At 67.8% G+C, this 17,040-nt stretch carries 16 protein-coding genes and 3 pseudogenes; 7 read left to right on the top strand and 12 right to left on the bottom strand.

Going from position 1 to position 17,040, the window contains the following annotated elements:
• Positions 1-117 precede the first annotated feature (117 nt).
• The 4 genes and pseudogenes from OG900_06375 to OG900_06360 form a co-directional block, all read right to left on the bottom strand.
• Positions 118-297, bottom strand: a pseudogene (locus OG900_06375) (ATP-binding protein).
• Positions 298-377: 80 nt separating this feature from the next.
• On the bottom strand, positions 378-587 hold the full coding sequence (locus OG900_06370) for a hypothetical protein (GenBank protein WUH95636.1): 210 nt from the start codon (positions 585-587) through the stop codon (positions 378-380).
• Positions 588-821: 234 nt separating this feature from the next.
• Positions 822-1,418: a transposase family protein gene (locus tag OG900_06365; protein ID WUH89792.1), complete on the bottom strand. Its 597-nt coding sequence runs from the start codon at positions 1,416-1,418 to the stop codon at positions 822-824.
• Between the two features lie 105 nt (positions 1,419-1,523).
• A complete protein-coding gene (locus OG900_06360) occupies positions 1,524-2,312 on the bottom strand; it encodes a hypothetical protein (protein ID WUH89791.1) in 789 nt (262 codons plus the stop codon).
• Between the two features lie 1,030 nt (positions 2,313-3,342).
• On the opposite strand from OG900_06360, the gene OG900_06355 reads away from it, so the two are divergent.
• The 3 genes from OG900_06355 (at position 3,343) to OG900_06345 (ending at position 5,238) form a co-directional block, all read left to right on the top strand.
• Positions 3,343-3,879 carry a WxL domain-containing protein gene (locus OG900_06355; GenBank protein WUH89790.1) on the top strand — a complete coding sequence of 179 codons (537 nt, stop codon included), beginning with the start codon at positions 3,343-3,345 and terminating at the stop codon, positions 3,877-3,879.
• A gap of 33 nt (positions 3,880-3,912) precedes the next feature.
• Positions 3,913-4,941 carry a hypothetical protein gene (locus OG900_06350; GenBank protein ID WUH89789.1) on the top strand — a complete coding sequence of 343 codons (1,029 nt, stop codon included), beginning with the start codon at positions 3,913-3,915 and terminating at the stop codon, positions 4,939-4,941.
• A gap of 93 nt (positions 4,942-5,034) precedes the next feature.
• Positions 5,035-5,238, top strand: coding sequence for a hypothetical protein (locus OG900_06345; GenBank protein WUH89788.1), 204 nt, complete (start codon positions 5,035-5,037; stop codon positions 5,236-5,238).
• Here OG900_06345 and OG900_06340 read toward each other — a convergent pair.
• Positions 5,221-5,968 (bottom strand): annotated as a pseudogene (locus tag OG900_06340) (transposase). The gene OG900_06345 and the pseudogene OG900_06340 sit on opposite strands and share 18 nt — an antisense overlap.
• 436 nt (positions 5,969-6,404) lie before the next feature.
• A complete protein-coding gene (locus tag OG900_06335; protein WUH89787.1) occupies positions 6,405-7,862 on the bottom strand; it encodes a non-reducing end alpha-L-arabinofuranosidase family hydrolase in 1,458 nt (485 codons plus the stop codon).
• Between the two features lie 741 nt (positions 7,863-8,603).
• On the opposite strand from OG900_06335, the gene OG900_06330 reads away from it, so the two are divergent.
• Both OG900_06330 and OG900_06325 read left to right on the top strand, forming a co-directional pair.
• A complete protein-coding gene (locus OG900_06330) occupies positions 8,604-8,819 on the top strand; it encodes a hypothetical protein (GenBank protein ID WUH89786.1) in 216 nt (71 codons plus the stop codon).
• 432 nt (positions 8,820-9,251) lie between these two features.
• Positions 9,252-10,120 (top strand): annotated as a pseudogene (locus OG900_06325) (DUF5655 domain-containing protein).
• Between the two features lie 345 nt (positions 10,121-10,465).
• Here OG900_06325 and OG900_06320 read toward each other — a convergent pair.
• Both OG900_06320 and OG900_06315 read right to left on the bottom strand, forming a co-directional pair.
• The gene (locus OG900_06320) at positions 10,466-10,792 is read right to left on the bottom strand and encodes a hypothetical protein (protein WUH89785.1); all 327 of its coding nucleotides are present in this window, start codon (positions 10,790-10,792) and stop codon (positions 10,466-10,468) included.
• Positions 10,789-11,556: a transposase gene (locus OG900_06315; GenBank protein ID WUH89784.1), complete on the bottom strand. Its 768-nt coding sequence runs from the start codon at positions 11,554-11,556 to the stop codon at positions 10,789-10,791. Before OG900_06315 ends, OG900_06320 begins: the two co-directional genes overlap by 4 nt.
• 500 nt (positions 11,557-12,056) lie before the next feature.
• Here OG900_06315 and OG900_06310 point away from each other — a divergent pair, with 500 nt between their 5' ends.
• Positions 12,057-12,965, top strand: a complete 909-nt coding sequence (locus tag OG900_06310) for a hypothetical protein (protein ID WUH89783.1) — start codon at positions 12,057-12,059, stop codon at positions 12,963-12,965.
• A 376-nt stretch (positions 12,966-13,341) separates the two neighbouring features.
• Here OG900_06310 and OG900_06305 read toward each other — a convergent pair whose 3' ends face one another.
• Positions 13,342-13,908, bottom strand: a complete 567-nt coding sequence (locus OG900_06305; GenBank protein ID WUH89782.1) for a TetR/AcrR family transcriptional regulator — start codon at positions 13,906-13,908, stop codon at positions 13,342-13,344.
• A 103-nt stretch (positions 13,909-14,011) separates the two neighbouring features.
• Here OG900_06305 and OG900_06300 point away from each other — a divergent pair, with 103 nt between their 5' ends.
• A complete protein-coding gene (locus OG900_06300; protein ID WUH89781.1) occupies positions 14,012-14,950 on the top strand; it encodes an NADP-dependent oxidoreductase in 939 nt (312 codons plus the stop codon).
• Between the two features lie 98 nt (positions 14,951-15,048).
• Here OG900_06300 and OG900_06295 read toward each other — a convergent pair whose 3' ends face one another.
• The 3 genes from OG900_06295 to OG900_06285 all read right to left on the bottom strand — a co-directional run bounded on the left by OG900_06295 (position 15,049) and on the right by OG900_06285 (position 17,019).
• Complete coding sequence (locus tag OG900_06295; protein WUH89780.1) at positions 15,049-15,279, bottom strand: transposase; 231 nt, start codon at positions 15,277-15,279, stop codon at positions 15,049-15,051.
• Between the two features lie 768 nt (positions 15,280-16,047).
• On the bottom strand, positions 16,048-16,188 hold the full coding sequence (locus tag OG900_06290) for a hypothetical protein (protein ID WUH89779.1): 141 nt from the start codon (positions 16,186-16,188) through the stop codon (positions 16,048-16,050).
• A 231-nt stretch (positions 16,189-16,419) separates the two neighbouring features.
• Positions 16,420-17,019 carry an ISAs1 family transposase gene (locus OG900_06285; protein ID WUH89778.1) on the bottom strand — a complete coding sequence of 200 codons (600 nt, stop codon included), beginning with the start codon at positions 17,017-17,019 and terminating at the stop codon, positions 16,420-16,422.
• Positions 17,020-17,040: the final 21 nt, after the last annotated feature.

The following is a 17,040-nucleotide window of genomic DNA, read 5'->3' as shown; positions in this document are numbered from 1 at the left end:
CACACGTGGGGCACGTACCGACTCGCCGCCGACCGTTGGGGCAGTCCCAGAAAGCAGATCGCCCGGGGTTGGACTCGGCCTGATCGATCGAGCAGATCGAGTGGACTGCGAGGGCTGTCAGGGCAGTGCTGTGCTCAGGCGGACGGTGGTGCCGTGCTCGGCGGTGGAGCGGGTCTGCACCAGGTCGCAGAGTTGGCGGATCAGCCACAGGCCGCGGCCGCCGATCTGCTGCGGCGTCGGACGGGACCGGCCGACCAGCGGGTCGTGGATGTAACCGGTGTCGTCGAACTGGCAGATGGGGGTGTCGTCGCTGCCCCAGGTCGGGTCTGTACGGTCTCCGGCGCTGTTCCGTAGTCGGTGGTGACGGTCGGTGGCAGTCATTGGAGGAGGATGCGGTGGCGGAGGAGGTCGAATCCTGCTCGGCCGTGCATCTGCCGCATGATCTTCTTTGTTCGGGTGTTGATGCCTTTGGTGCGGCCGTTGCTCCAGGGGAGTGTCAGGCCGGCGTTGACGGCGGCGCGGTCGAGTTCGAGGCCGTGGCAGAAGCTGTGCAGGTGGGGCAGGTCGGCGCTGCGGGCTTGGGCGATCCATTCGGTGAGCTTGGAGTCGTTGCCGTCGGTGGGTGTCAGGAGGGCGGTGAGCTGGGTCGTCTCGGGGCAGGCCGCGGTGAGGGGGGCGAGCAGGTCGGTGTCCTTGGTCCACAGGTGCTCGGGGTGGGTGAGCAGGAGTCGGGGGAGGTGGCGGGGGTGTGACGGGGCGGTCGCCTTCGGCGCGGCCTTGGTTGAGGTAGCGGACCTGCAGGTTGGCGCTGCCGGTGTGGCCTAGCTGCCTGATTTCGTGGAGGAGGTGGGTGACGGGGACGGCCGGGGTCTCGGACCGGCGTCGATGATGATCGTGGCGTAGCGGTGGCGGCGGCGCAGGGCGAAGTCGTCGACCCCGATCACCCTCGGGATTTTCACTGTCGGCGGCGGGATGCCTCGAAGCAGCCGCAAGGCGGTGGCATAGGAGATCGGCGTGGCCAGGAACCGCGCCAGGTGCGAAGCCGCCCGGCCGCATAACTCCTTGACCACCTCCGAGACCTGGCCGGTCAGACGCGTGGTGCGGCGCTGCAGGCGCTCCGGCAGCCCGGGGACCTGCTCGCGGAAGGTCTGCCGCCGGCAGCCCAGGACCGGGCAGACCAGGCGCCGCACCCGGACATCGATGACGACCTGCCGGCCGTCGACCGGCACGTCCGCAACCGTCCGGCCGTGGTAGCCGTGCACCTTGCCCGTCGGGACCCCACACATCGGCCAGGGCAAGGGAACCTCCGGGGTCCGAGCGGCTACCCGGATCACCTCACCGTCGTCCACCACATCGTCGATGACCAGCCCCGAAAGCCCTGAAAACACCGTCGCCACCAGGGCGTTGACATCTCGCACACAAGTTCAACGACACCTGTCGCCCACCGTCACCACCGACTACGGAACAGCGCCAGTCGCTGGACAGACCCGCCCTCTACGCTCTCCAGGGCGTGGGATGGGGTCCTACGTTGCTGCCCCGTGCTCGGCGATCCTCTCCAGGAGCACAGTGACGAGGTACTCGTAGACCGGTGCGGTTGCTCCGTCGTCGAGATCCAGGTAAAGGACGCCGAGGCTCTGCGGGAACTCCTGCCGCACCCGGGCCTCGCGAGCGGCCGGGGCGTCCAGCCACGCCTGCTCGGATTCTGCGTACGCGCGCAGGCGGAGCATCCGCTGCCATGCGGCCGGCAGTTCCGCGAGCTTCACCGAGTTCCGAAGACCGCGCCCTGCCACGACGGCCAGTGGGGTTATCGCCCGCGCGGCATGTGCCTGCGCGTACTCCTCGAATACTGTCGTATCCACGTCCGCCTGGCTCGCGAGGGCACCGGCCAAGAGCCCCACGCAGGCATCGCTGATCCGGACCGCGGACCGGCGTGTCCACGGGACGACGGGCCGACCGTTGAGGGCGTTGTCCGGCCCGACGTGTCGCAGCAGGGATGCGGCGTTGGCGTGCACGAAGAACGTCGAGGTGGGCACGTAGAAGCGGCGGTACAAGCTCAGCGCGCCGGCACCTTCCAGCGTTGTGCCGACCAGTTCGGCCATCTGGCGGACGTTCAAGGGCTGGCCCTTGTCCCCGAAACTTGCGAGCGACTCGTCGACCGCGCCCTTCGAGACGAAACCGTCATCGACGAAGTAGCCGACGACGTCGCCCATCGCCTTGATGTTCGCTGCTTTCAACCGTGCGACCACGTCCGGCTTGTGCAGGCAGTACAGCCCGAGAAGGCACCCTTCCACGGCGGCACGGGCCAGCAGCACGGACGCTTCCCGGTGCCGGCCGCTCGCCGCTCGCGGGTCTCCCGCTGGAGCCACAGCAGCCGAAGCATCGCCAGCTGCGCCACGTCGGCCTTCGTCTCGTCGTCGTCGGGCCAGCTCTCGCAGGTGACAAGAGAGCGGGCTGCGGCGCGCACTCGGCGGCGGCGGAACGGCTCGGGGTGGAGAATGCCGCGCACCATGTTCATCACGAGGGCGCGTAGGAGGGAATCCAGGCGCCCACTCTGCCGGGCCCCCGGCTCTGGTAGCACCCCAATTACTCAATGTGCGCGGTCGGATTGGGCTTCAACTGCTATCGCAGGCGCGTGGCCTCGATGAGAGCGTGCCGGGTGGTGCAGGGTGCGCATGGAGGGGCTGGCGAGCACGGTGGCCGGCAGGAGGGGGCAGGCCGAGGGTGGCGAGGTCGTAGAGCCAGGGCATGCCCACGGAGTACTCGCGCCGCTGGAGGTAGGTGGCGAGGTCGGGCACGATGCCGAGTACACGGTAGAGCCCGGCGACGACGGCGGCAGCGATCCGAATCGGGTACGCCCGCTGCTCGATGACGGACCAGGAGAGCATCAGCCCAGTCCTGAACGCCGCCTGCCCCGGCAGCTGCCCGACCGGCTGAGCCACGACCTGGCCTGGGCCGGAACCCGGCCTTCAATCCGCAAGGTCAGTACCCAGAGTGACGAGTGGCTATCCTCATCACTGGCATACGCGACTCGACGGCATGCGGATCTACCCGTCCCAAAGGCATCTACGTGCCGGGGGAGGATGCGGCGAGCGCCTGTCGGGGCCCTACAAAAATCGGGCTGGCACGGAGTTCGTTGCCCAGGAGCAACGACCCTGTCAGGCAATTGACCTGACGTGCGGCGGAACAAATCCAGTTGATCTGAAGCAGGTGACGAGTGGAGCCGCGTCCGAACGGATGAAATGGATCGACTCGTGAGGACCTGACGGATTTTTTACATCTCGCCGACCGTACGTTGATACCCAGAATCCAGGTCGCTCTCGCAAAACAGTAGAGGATCGATGAATGCGTAATCGTAGGATTGTCATTCCCATCGTCGCCGGCGCCCTCGGTGTGCTGCCGCTCGCGGCATCGGCGTCCGCGGCCAGCAGCGGCAGCACGCCGGTGACGGTCACGGTCACCACCGGCACACTCGACATCACCGTCCCGGCGGGTCCGGTGTCCCTGGGCACGGTGCCGGCCCTCGCCACCGCCCAGACAGTCAGCGCACAGCTCGGCAACGTCACGGTGACGGACAGCCGGGGCGGCACCACCGGGTGGACGGTCACGGCCAACGGGAACGACTTCATCGGGCCCTCCTCGACCATCTCCGTCTCGACGGCCGGCTCCTCCACGTACACGTCCCCTCTCGCCGCCGTCACCGGCACCGCGAGTGTCGCGCCCAGCGATCTCAACCCGCTGTACCCGCCCGGTCCGGTGCAGACCGCCACCGGAGTGGTAGGGGTCAACAGCGCCACCTGGAACCCGACCATCACGCTCAATCTTCCCGCGAACACCGTGGCAGGGACGTACACCTCAACGATCATCCACTCCGTCGCCTGAGCACACTCGTGACATCTCCAGAGGCCTGGCACTTTGAGTAGTTTCATTCCCGCCCGGGTGCTGGCAGGCATGGCGATCGCCGTGTCGGCCAGCGTCCTCGCGCCCAGCACCAGTACCGCCGCCCCGGCGCCACGCGGCACACACCACGATCCCGGAAGTATCGGCATCCGGCTTGTCGATGTACCCGCCAAGCTGGCCGACGACCCCAGAGCCCGGGAATACATCATCGACAACCTGGTACCCGGCACGATCATCCACCGCCGCATCCGGGTCGTGAACAAAAGCACCTCTACGCAGCACGTGGACGTGTATCCGGGCGCCGCGGCCATCACCCACGGTTCGTTCATCGGCGCGCGGGCCGGCACCCGGAACGACGTGACCACCTGGACGAAGCTGGGCCATTCCAGCCTCGACATCCCAGCAGGCGGCAACGCCGACGACACCGTGACGATCGCGGTACCCGCCGATGCGGCACCCGGTGAGCGATACGCCGTCCTGTGGGCCCAGGTTTCCGACGCTCACGGCGCCGGCGGTGTCACACTGGTCACCCGTACCGGCATCCGTCTCTACCTTTCCGTCGGCGGCGACAATCCCCCCTCTGCGGCCTTCACGGTCGATACGATGACCGCCGAGCGCAATCCCGCCGGGGACGCGATCGTCATGGCCCAGGTGCACAACACCGGGGGCCGCGCGGTGGACTTGAGCGGCACGTTGAGGCTTTCCAAGGTCTCCGGGAACCTCACCGCAGGCCCCTACGCGGTGAAGCTCGGCACGACCCTGGCACCAGGCCAGTCCGAACCGGTGACCGTCCCAGTGACCGACCAGGTGGCAGACGGACCGTGGAAGGCCACCATCGATCTGAAGAGCGGACTGCTCGATGAGACCGCCCACGCCCGGATCACCTTCCCCCACACCCCCGGCATCGCCGCCGCGGCCGCCGTCATCTCGCCACACGCCCCTTCCCGCCCGGTGCTCATCGGCGTAATCGGCGCGGCGCTCCTCCTCGGCATGGCCACCCTGCTCACTGCGGCCCGCCGACGCAGACGCCGCGGGAACACGTGATATCGAGGGCGAGGACGTCCGCGCGGCGGCGGTCGGCCCGCTGACCGCCGTGTCTGGGTCAACCCGGCCCAGGCCACCGCCACCGTGCGCTGCGTGCTCGGGCCTGTTCGCCGCGGCGCCCGCTTCGGCCGCATCCGCGACTCGGCAGAAGCCATCGACCTGGAACTGACGCAGACCCTCGCCTACCACCGCTCCGTCGAGGAACTCGACCCCGTCCACACCGCGCTCGTGACCCTCCGGGGGGTCTGTCAAACGAGCGGTGTAACCGGGTTGTTGGGGTTACTGGCCGGCTGCTGAGAGTCGGCCGTCGAAGGTGATGTCGAAGGCGTTCAGGGCGGTCTTCCAGCGCATGGTCCAGCGGGCCTGGCCTTTGCCGGTGGGATCGAGCGACATGATGGCCATGTAGACGCATTTCAAGGCCGCGGTCTCGTTCGGGAAGTGGCCGCGGGCCTTGACCGCCCGCCGGATCCTGGCGTTCACCGACTCGATGGCGTTCGTGGTGCAGACAATGCGACGGATCTCGGTGTCGAAGCGGAGGAACGGCGTGAACTCCTCCCACGCGTTCTCCCAAAGCCGGACAATCGCCGGATACTTCCTGCCCCATGCGTCGACGAACTCCGCGAACCGATCGAGTGCGGCTTCCGTCCACGCCGGACAGGCGCTTCTGCCGCTTCTTGACGATCTTCGGCTCGAAGCTGCCCTCGCGGTCGCGGGGCACGGCTATCTCGACCGGTCCGACGTCTGTCAGCACGGTCTTGGCCCGGGTCCCGTTGCGGCTGTTGCCGCCGTTCTTCCCGGCAGGGTCGTGCTTGTCATAGCCGAGGTGGTCGGTGATCTCGCCTTCGAGAGCGGACTCCAGGAGCCGCTTGGTCAGCTGCTGGAGCAGGCCGCCCTCGCCGGTCAGCTGCAGGCCCTCGGCCTGGGCCCGGCCGACCAACTCGTCGATGAGCTGGTCGTCCACCGCCTTCGCCGGCTGCGGCTCAACTGCCTTGACAGGCTCGGCCTCGGTCACGTTGTCGCTGGTCATCGATGCATCTTCCTTGATCAGGAGTTACACCGATCGTTTTACGGACCCTCACCCGGATTCGTACCCCTCCCGGTGTGCCGGCATCCCTGGCCGAGAACGGCGTTGGGGCGTGAAGGAGTGTGATCGGGCGCACGTGCTTTCCGGTTGCGCTGGGTGACCATGGTTTCCGCTGGCAGAACGGGGCCGTCCCCGATCCGAGGCTGGGCCGTTCGGGTGGTAGAGCGGATGGCGGCTTTAAGTGGTGGGCAGTCCTGCCTCCTCGACGAGAGGGGAATGGGCATGGTGCAGCAGCTGGTCCAGGGCGGGTTGACCGGGGCGGGCGGCGGTCCGCGTCTCCAGCGGGTCCTTCTCGCGAAGGGACCGACAGGGCGTTACCGAGGAGGGACCCTGGCCGGGGTGCAGCCGGGGCCCCTCGGCGGATCGGGGCGCGTGCGGGTCAGCGCTGGAGGGTGAGCAGTCCTGGCCGCCAGGGCAGCAGGTTGTAGGAGGTGCCGTCCGAGGAGGGGTTCCTGCCCTGGTAGAGGAACTGGAGGTTACAGGGGTCGATGGTCATGGTCTCGTCGGGGTTGTTGCGGATCAGGTCGCCGTGGCTGATGTCGTTGGTCCAGGTGGCGCCGCTGTTGGCCTTGCCCGCGAAGGGGCTGGACTCGCTGGTGGCCTGCGGGGTCCAGGATCCGCCGAGGCTGGAGGCGGTGAACGAGCGGAAGTAGCGCCCGTGCGCGCCCATCGCCTCGACGATCATCAGGTACTGGTTCTGACCCTGGACCTTGTAGACCTGCACCGCCTCGAAGAGGTTGGCCTGCGAGTCGCTCATGACGGTGGTGTAGGAGGAGCCGAAGTTACCGGGGAAGTTCCCGTACGGCATGCTCGACCGGTAGATCTTGCCGTTGTCGCCGGCGAAGAACAGGTACATGTTCTGTCCGTCACCGATCAGGGTCTGGTCGATCGGGTTGGACGGGGAGATGCTGCCGGTGAACAGCGCCTGCTGCGAGGACCAGCTGTTGGGGTTGGTCGGGTCGCTCGTCGTCCGGTAGAAGAAGGGCCACTGGCTCCACTGGGACGCCAGCACCCAGATGTTCTTGGGCGCGAAGTAGAACAGCGTGGGCGCCACCGTGCCCGAGTTCATTCCGATCTGCTGGGCCGACGCCATGTCCGACCAGTTCGTGAAGGGCGCGAACGCCATCGAGCCGTACGACCCGGACTGGTTGACGGTCGAGCCGTAGACCAGATGCTTGCCGTTGTAGACCACGGTGTCGAAGTCCTTCAGCGAGACCCATCCGTTCGCCGGCTGCGCCAGCGGACCCGTCGACGACCAGTGATACGACGACGGAAGGGTGCACGGGCCGCCAGTGCCACCCGTAGTACCGCCGGTGGTGGTACCGCCCGTCGTGGTGCCACCCGTGGTCGTGCCACCTGTGGTGGTGCCGCCGGTGGTCGTGCCTCCGGTCGTGGCTCCGCCGGATGTGGTGCTGCCGGTGCAGGTGGTGCCGTTGAGGGTGAAGGTGCTGGGTACGGAGTTGCTGGTCGTGAAGGCGCCGTTGAAGCCGAAGCTGGTGGAGGCGCCGGTGGCCAGGCTGCCGTTGTAGGAGGCATTGGTCACGGTGACCTGGGAGCCGCTCTGGGTGTAGGTGCCGTTCCACAACTGGGTGACGGTCTGTCCCGAGGGGAAGGTCCAGCCGACCCGCCAGCTGGCGACCGCGTCACCCAGGTTGGTCACGCTCACGCTGGCGCCGAAGCCGCCTGACCACTGGCTGGTGATGCTGTAGTCGACCTTGCAGCCGGTGGCTGCCTGCGCCGATGTCGTCGCGAACGAGATCCCCGCGGCGGCCAGCACCATGGAAAGCAGGGTGATCAGCATCGGCTTGTAGCGTTTGAATGTATACCTGCGTTTCACAGAACACTCTCCTTGAGTGAGGGGCATGGAGGCCATCGGCCGCGCCGCGGCGCGGCGGCGGCCGTCAGGCGGTCGTGCGGGTGCCGCCGTTGAGCTGGAAGGTGTTCGGGGCGCGGTGTCCTGACCGGCGAGGAAGCCGGCCCGCACGATGTGTTACCGGGCAGGCGCGTTGGCCCGACGGCTTCCGCGAGTACGCCAGGGACGTAGCGGCCCCGACCCGGCCGGAGGCAGCGAGGGAGGCGTGCCGGGCCGACCGGGCCCGAGGCGGCGAGCGAGACGGTTGTCGGCGCCTGCTCTCAACCGCGCACCGGCGGGCCGGGCTCGCGCGGTGACACCGCCCGAGGGGCTTCAGCGGCGCACGCGGGCCGAATGGTGTCGCGTGTCGAGGTGGTCGGACAGGCGCGAGTCACGAGTGTTCACGCGGGGATCTCCTTGCAGCGTGGGGGTGTGGGCAAGGGGGCGCGAGGGTAATTGTTAGCGCTAACATGAACCGGGGGGCGGTCTGTGGGAGGAGCATCAGCTCTAACGACGGCACTGTGCGGGACCGGAGTGTGCGGTGTCAACCCTTGGCGCAGTGCTCCCCGGCCGCTCGACGATCCCCACACCGGGAGCCTGCCGAACACCACCCCGCCAAGGCCGTCGGCATCACAGGTCGGCCCTTCAACGCCGTACCGGCATCGCAGGCGGGGTCACCAACTGCCAGGCCGGAGTCTCGCTCCACCTGGCTTCCCAACAGCCGGTATGAGCTGGACCGATTCCGGTGAGTTCCATGACGACTGGGGCTTGAAGAACCAGGCTGCGGAAGACACCCGGGTGGTGCCGCTGCCGCCCCGACTGGTGCTGATCTTGAAGGTGTGTATCCGGACCCATGGCGTGGCGGAGGACGGGCGGCTGTTCTTCAAAGAGCGGCTCGGTGTGCTGGAGTCCTCCAGCTGCGACCGGGCCTGGCCCTCATGACCGTGTGCGTTTGCGGGATTCATTGCAGGCCACGGGGTTACTCATGGAGAACGTGGCTGACGGGCGAATGTGGTCCGCACAGTCTCCCGGCGCGGAGGTGGGTCGGTCGTCACGCGACCGCTGACCGCTTGACCTGCGGGATTGGTCGCGCCGAGGGCACACATTGCCCGTTTGTAGGGTTCTCACGCCGGAAAGAGCAAAGGTCCGGAGGTTACTCTCCCCGGCGTTTCCACAGGTCAGAGGGTTATCTGACGCAGTGTCGGGTCTGCCGCGCCACAAATACGCCACGCGCTCCGACCTGATAACTGATTATCCATCAGGCGGCCACGGTGAAACTCGCGCTGGAAATGATTGTGCCTCCCTGTCGCGTTGGTGTCACGTCGATGATCGGTGTGGAGGATCGCAAGGGGGACGCGTTTGAGGCTGTTCACGCTGGGTGATGGAAGCGCTGTGGAGGTCGTGCCGCAGGCGCTGGAGTTCGAGCGGGATCTGCGGGGGCTGGTCGAGGCGAACATGCCGGCGCTACTGGGCGTGCGGTTCCTGGCGTCCGAGTACAGCACGGGTCCGGTGCACGGTGGGCGGATCGATTCGCTGGGGATCGACGAGAACGGTGCTCCGGTGGTGGTGGAGCACAAGCGCGGGCGCGATCCCGGGGTGATCACCCAGGGGCTGTTCTATCTGGCGTGGCCGACCGATCACCGGGCGGAGTTCGAGGCACTGGTCCGCGACCGGCTCGGGGTTCCGGCGGCGTCCCAGGTGCTGTGGAGCGCGCCGAGGCTGACCTGCGTCGCGGAGGACTTGACACGCTACGACCGGCACGCGGTCGGTGAGATCCGCCGCTGCATCGACTTGGTCCGCTACCGCTTCTTCGGCGCCGGCCTGCTCGGCCTTGAGCCGGTCGTCACCGCCGCGGCCCGCGACCGCGGCCGCCCCGGAGCGGGGTCGGGCCGCGCGGGGCGTATGCCGAAGACGCAGTCGGCCGACGACGCGATCGGCGAGCTGCGGGACGCCCTGGACGAGGTGCTGGTGTCCTTGGGCGAGGACGTGCGGCGGATCGAGCGCAAGCAGTACCGGGCCTACCGCAGGCGCGGAACATCGCCTGCGTCGGCCGGGACCGCCGCACCGAGGTCCTGGTCTACCTGCGGGCCGACCCGAAGAAGGTCGACCTGATCCCCGGGTTCACCCGGGACGTGACCGGCCTGGGCCATCACGGGACCGGAGGCCTGGAGATCCGGCTGCGTACCGAGAAGGACCTGGAGCGCGCCAACGACCTGCTGCGGCTCAGCTACGCCGCGGCGTAGTCGGCTGCTGCAGATGGCGTCGATGGGCGTCGGCCGGACTGGGCGGCACAAATCGGCGTGGCCGTGGCTGTGCACCTGGCGTCCACGGGCTGCGCCTGGGCTCACTGGCGGTATTTCGCGGCGGTGTTGTGGGAACAAAGTGGAGGCTCGGGACGGGTCCTTTCGTCGGCGGACAGTGCGGGGCGGTGTGAATTCCATGATGCTGAGAAAACGCATTTTGCCTGACGGTGTTTTCCGTGTTATCTCTCGCCCGAGCAGCCTCGCGGGACGGTCGGCAGGCTGGTGGCGCGCCCGCAACTGGCTCTACGGGACTGGCTGGAGACTGCGGCACCCGATGATCACGGGTCAGGCGCCGAGCGAGCGGCGATGCTCCTGGTAGTGCCCACCCAGGGCTGCGGCGTTCGCCAACCCGACCCGCAGCGGATCCTCGGCCTCCTGCAGGGACAGGCCCAGGACGAGCGCATCGTCCTGATAGTGCTCGAAGCCCAGGCGGCCGAACGTCTCCGCGAGCCGGGCGAAGCCGGCCTGGTGGTCTGCTTCGGTGGGTACGCTGCCCTTCGCGGGCCAGGGTTGGACGGCAACGGCGGCGCAACCGCCGGACAGCCGGTGGATCGCCGAGCCGCTCGGCGCTGGCCCCAGGCCGAAGCCGCGCCACTGAGCCTTTTCCATCATCGGTCTGAGCTGGCCAGATGCAGGGCGAGGACGGCCTGGATGAGGGCGGTGATCCGGGTGGTGGAGCACCGGAGTTTGCGCAGGAGCCGCCAGCTCTTGAGGGTCGCCATGGCCTGCTCGACGAGGGCACGGATCTTCGCGTGGGAGCGGTTCACCGCCTTCTGTCCCGGGGAGAGTGTCTCCCATCGCCCCCAGTACGGGATGCGGACCGTGCCGCCGGCGCCGCGGTAGCCCTTGTCGGCCCAGCAGGTGACGTGGGCCCGATCGAGGGCGTCGATGATGCCGTGCTCGCGGGCCGCTCGGATGTCGTGGACGGCTCCGGGCAGGGCCGGCGAGGCCCATAGCAGTCGGCCGAACGGATCGGTGAGGACCTGCACGTTCATGCCGTGTTTCTTGTGTTTCCCGGAGTAGAAGGGCCGGTCCGCGGCGGTGCGGTCGATCGGCAGGAGCGTGCCGTCCAGGAGCACGAACGCCTTCGTCGAGGCGGTGCGGACGGCATCGGCCAGGGTGGGAGCGAGGACGGCCAGGAGGTCGACGGCCTCGGCGACATAGCGGTATGCCGTCGTGGTCCCCACGCCGAACCCGGTGGCGAGCTGGGCGTAGGTGTGTCCGACGCGCAGGTGGGCGAGGGTGAGAAGGGCTTGGCGGCCGGCGGTCAGCCGTCGCCAGCGGGAGTTGATGGCACGGCGGTGCCGCCGCAACTGATCTGCAAGGAAGCGGAGGGCGGAACTGGACACGTCCACGCCGGACGGGTAGACAAGCATGCGAAGCCTCTGGTGGACACGGTTCTCTTGGTCGACAACCCATCTACCAGGGGCTTCGCTTCGTTGTCACCCCAAGTGCGCAGCCACGTCAGCAGGTTGGAAAAGGCTCACTGCGGATATACGGCAGCGAGCTGGACTGGCGCGGAACTACGCGACGTTCAGGGCAGGTTGGCGAACTCCGTGGCAGGAGGTAGCCTCTACGTCACCCGCCGGGGGAGAGCAACCCTCGCTCGGAAAAAACACCGCCACGCGGTCAGGCATACGGAGTACGGCCGACGTACTCCGGTTCGTGCCCGACAGTGGATCGCCTTCTGGCCCTCTATAGGAGGGCGGCGAACGCAGTACCTGTACCGCCAGCAGGAGAAGGCTGAGCCAAGCAGCCTTGAGCACCGCCTGAGTCTTCAGCGTCGGCATGAAGCTCGGTCCCGTCGTCGTTATTGACCGGGCTGAGCAGCATGCTGTTCCGCCCTCACCTGTTTCTTCGGTGAAAGGATATCGCTATGGCTTTTTTCGTCATCCTACGTTTCTTCCTGGCGATCTTTGGGCACATCTCCCTCCGGTTTCCTCTCGCGAGAGGTCTCCGCCGGCAGAGGAACGATCTCGCACGGTACCTGTACTGGTCCGACCGCTCGGTCCGAGAACTGGCCGAAGACAACGGAATCTCCCTCACCCGGTCCTGGTATCCCACATCGGTGAAGACCCCGGGAACGATCGCCGGCATTCCGGCGCCCCAGATGGAGTTCTCCCCGACGGGTGGCCAGGACCACGACCGGCGGGAGATCGCCCGCAAGGTGATGCGTGCGGTCATCCATCAGGCAAATGTTGCCTTTGAATCTCCTCCTCCCGCTCACTTCGCCCAGGGGGTGGGGAGGGTGGACTTCGCGCGATTCCTGGGAGGGCCCCAGGCGGACAAGGGCGTCATGCTCCACATCGCCACAAGTAGCACGAGTGGGGAGCGGGTCGACCTGATCCTCTTCGGGAGCCTGGACAATCTGGCCGGATTTCGGCGATCGGATGCCATCGATACGGGCTGGTACTCGTCCGCTTGGTATGCCGTCGCTGAACTACTTGAGAGCAGGGGCACCCGGAACACATCGCAGTGGGACGATGAAGAATCCCGGTCGCTCGAAATCCTGAAAATCGCTGTTGCGCAAGGAACGGATTCGGAAACAGACCATGAGAGCCGCCCATGGGCCAGGGGGTATTCTCTCGGGCGGGCCGAACAAGCCGAATGGCTGGCCCATATTTATACCCATGTCCGGGTGGATCCGCAGCGTTGGGACCTTCGAGGCGACCCCTGCGAGGGAGCAGGCCAGATTCTCATCGGAGCGCCGCTGTGGGTGCGCACAGCCAGCCCGCAAGCTGTCGTCCGATACGGGAAACTCCGCAGTGCGCACGGGCGACGGTAGACGCGCAGAACGAAGTAGTGCTGCAGCAGCCCATGAGCGAACCCGTACGCCGGCCAGGGACCGGATCGGCCCCCCCCCGCACGGCGAGCCCAGGGTCCAAGGAGTTGACGACCGGACCGTGATCTGGCCCGCCGGCCATGCCGGGCGAGGTCGGGTCTGCGTGAGCCTGCTGCCCGGCTCCGCCCGCCACCGGACTCTGCCGGGCCTCGGCGCCGGAACATTTGTGAGAATGACCGTGCGTGACGCCCATGGCCCGAGGCTGCCAGGTAGCGCCGGTTTTCGTTCCGGTGTTCCTACCGAAGCCGACTTATGCCCTCGACCGATGGCCGCTTACGGTGGAGGGCAGGGGCGCGGCGCGGCCTGAGCCCTCGGCAGTTCAGTGATCGGGCGAGTGCAGTCCCGTCAAAAGCAGACCCAGCAAGGTGCGGATCGCATCGGGCCGTCGATTGGCCTGCGTGGGGCGCAGCGAGGAGATCGCCATCAGGCATACGCGGACGTCTGTGACGGAGGTCTTTCGCCGCAGGACCCGCTGCTGGTGTGCGCGGGCGACGAGTTGTTCCAGTGCTGCGGCGTGGGCCCGCCGGTCGTTGTGGAACGCGTCGCCTGCCGTGTGTGAGCCCAGCAGGGCCTCATTGAGGCCGGGGGCCCGGATCTGGTGTTCCGCGAACTGGCGGATGACTCCGCTGAGCGCGGTCCAGGCGTCCGGCTCCGCCAGTGCGGCCTGCATGTCAGCCCGGCAGGCCGCCACGTCCCCGGCAAGGGCCGCGCTGACCAATTCCGTGCGGGTGGGGAAGTGCCGGTACAGCGTCGCGATGCCCAGGCCGGCACGCCGCGCGATCTCGCGCATGGGAAGGTCCACACCCTCCGCGGCGATGGCCTGACGGGCGGTCGCAACGATGTGTGCATGGTTGTCGGTCGCGTCGGCCCTGACTTTCCGAGTCACTTTTCTCCGCGTCCCTCTCAGTTGCTCCCGAAGTGGAACAGGTGCTCCGGAAAGATGTTTACCTCATCGAAGCGCCCGGAGACTCCGGGCGGGAGAGGTGATCATGTTTGCTGTGCAGTTCCAGCGGTTCGGCCCGCCCGAGGTCCTGACCCTGGGCCCCGCGCCCGAGCCGCACCCCGGTCCTCACCAGGTGCGGATCGCCGTCAGGACCGCGGCCGTCTCACCCGTCGACCTCGGACTGCGCGCCGGCTCGTCCCCCATGAGCAAGAACCTCGACCTGCCGCACATTCCCGGCGTCGATGCCGCCGGAGTGATCGACGAGATCGGCGCCGGGGTAATGGACTACGCCGTCGGTGACGAGGTCTTCGGCGCGGTCGACGTCGCACGGCTGGGCGGCGCGAGCGCGCAGTACGCGGTCCTGGACTTCTGGGCGCATAAACCACACGGCATGACGTGGGCCGAAGCCGGCGCGGCGGGCACTGGCATCGAGACCGCAACCCGCGCCCTGGACCTGCTCGACATCAAGGAGAACACGACACTGCTGGTCGACGGTGCGGCCGGCGGCGTCGGCAGCATTGCCGTGCAGCTTGCGGTGGCACGCGGCGCCCGCGTGATCGGCACCGCACGCCCCGACAGCCACCCGTTCCTCAGGGAACTGGGGGTGGAACCAGTGGACTACGGGCACAGTCTGCCCGCCCGGATCCGCGCGCTGACCGCCGCTCCGGTCGACCGGGCACTCGACGTCGCGGGGGCCGGATCGCTGAGTGAACTGATCGAACTGACCGGTACCGCGGACAGCGTCGTCACACTGGCCGACTTCAAGGCTTCAACCTACGGAGTTCGGCTGTCCATGGGCCGCATCGGCGGCCAGCCCGACGGCGTCCACGGACTCACGTCAGCCACAGCACTCGCCGACCGGGGCCGCTTCCGTGTTCCAGTCCGGGACACCTACCCGGCCCATCAGGCAGCACAGGCACACGAGACAGCCGCACGACCGCCCCGACGGGGAAAGATCGTCCTCGACATGACCCATACCAGTTAGACCAAGACCGAAACGACTGAGCGCTCTACTGGTAGCACCCTCCTATTTCCTCCGGCCGACACTGCCCCCGCCGGGCAGGCTGGGCCGGCTGACGCCGCCTACTCCTCGTCGTCCTCGTCGTCCTCGTCGAGCCCGGCTGCGTCCGGGTCGCGCAGCGGCCGCAGGCCGCCGCCGGCCGGGGTGGAGGCGGTGAAGCTGTAGCGGCCCAGGACGTTCAAATTCTTGTGCTTGAGCGGGGAGAGCCGGGCCACGTCCTCGCCCGGGATCTCGTCGCCCTCGGCACAGAGCTGGGCGACGGCGGCGTCGATGTACCGCGTGGTCCAGAGCACCACGGCATTGGCAGGGGGCTATCCGATCTTGGCCTCCCCGAACCTTCCTCGGTTCAGGAGTCACCCTTGGCTGGCACACACGCACCACCTCCGTTGGGCAGTGCGCGACTCACCAGCTGCATCCTGCAGAGTTGAACACAAGAACTTGACAGGGAACACCGCCTCTGCACTCGCCCGCGAGCGGTACTTCCGCCATCCCCGCCTGCCACCCAGATACGGTTGCCGAAGGGATTTGAAGACCAGGCCTTCCATACCGACCGAGGACCACGTCAGCCATTCGGCGGCGGTCGCCGGATAGGTGGTTGAGGGACACAGCGCCAGGCGCGGACCCAGGCTCTGTTCTGCGAAGAGCTGTACCAGGGCTGCGCGGCGGGCGGTGTAGGGCTGCCTGGTGAGGTCGACGCCGCGGCGCAAGAGATCGAAGGCACGAAGTGGGCGGGCCACTGTTCGGCTAGCTGCGACGTTGCCGTGGCTGAACGGTTGAGCCGGCCTTGGAGCCGTTCGAACGCCAGCCGGTTGTTGTCCCACACGATCAGCTCGCCATCGAAGGCGACGTCGCCGTCGAGTGCGAGCTTCTTTGGGGCCGGTCGGTGTTGCCCAAGGCTCTAAGGTGAATCGGCGCAGCTCAGCAGCAGTACCGAGGACGTTATCGGGTGCAACAGGTGTTGCGCTATCCCTCGCCGAGGTGAGCATGCTGCCGACCTCGGCAGACCGCCCCAGCGCTTTGGCAGTTGCTTCCCTCGACCGGCCTGCAGAGGGCGACACCGGTCAGTAACCCATGGCCGGCGATCCGTCGGTGCGACGGTCGGTCAGTGCCTGTTGGGCGGACCAGGAGGTCCCGTTGAACTGGGACCACCAGATCAGGTTGTCCGTCCCCGCCCCCCGCCACGCCATGACGGGTCTCGTCACGCGATCTTGTGGTCTCTGACGGCAGGGCGGATTCAAGTTCCGGGTAGGGGTGGGTTGCCGGTGGTGCCCCAGATCCAGAGGGCGTGTTCGGGTGCGTTCCGGATCGCTCGGGTGGTCTTGGCGATGTTATCGCTCCCAACAGTCGTAGCCTGCCGATGGCCAGGTTCCGCAAGGAGGCCATCGCCCGCGGCGCGCTGCCGGTGTGGACGGTGGAGGTGTCCTCGGCGAAGGTCACATTCTGACGTGGTGGCTTGAATTTTCGATTCCCCAGTGCCAGCGCACGTATCCGCCCAGGTCGGCAGGGCTGGCCTGGTGGGTGTCGAGGCTGGTGACGGCGTAGACGGTCTCCCGGGTCTGTCGCTTGCCGGACTCCTGTCGGCGCCGGGGGATGCGTAGCGCCAGCCGTGCTTCGGGGATGGCGATCCCGCCCAGGTTTGCCGCGATGGCCCTGGTCTTGAGCGAGCGGGACTCCCGCCGCCCGTGCCCGGCGTGGGAGACGGTGTGCGCCACGGGCACCTTCTCCCACGGCAGCGTCTTGAGCTGCGCCGACGCGGTCGGCTGATTGCCCTTGATCACCGCGATGTAGTGGGCCTTCTTCTCCTGCACCAGCCAGCGCACCTGGTCCTTGACGCTGTGCGGGGCGTCGAAGGTGACCACGGTGCCGGCCAGTTCGAGTGGTTCCAGCAGCGGGCGGAAGGCGGCCGTCTCGTTGGTCTTGGCCCCCACCTCACGCTGGGCCAGGGTGACGGCGGGGGCGTGGGTGACAGCGGACAGCAGGTGCCGGTGGCGCTGCTGGCGGTGCGCGGAGCCGGACAGAGCCTTGCCGTCCACCGCGATCGCCCACCGCGGCGC

Source organism: Streptomyces sp. NBC_00433 (genome assembly GCA_036015235.1).
Classification (GTDB): Bacteria; Actinomycetota; Actinomycetes; order Streptomycetales; family Streptomycetaceae; genus Actinacidiphila.
This window is presented reverse-complemented; position numbering and strand designations above follow the sequence as displayed.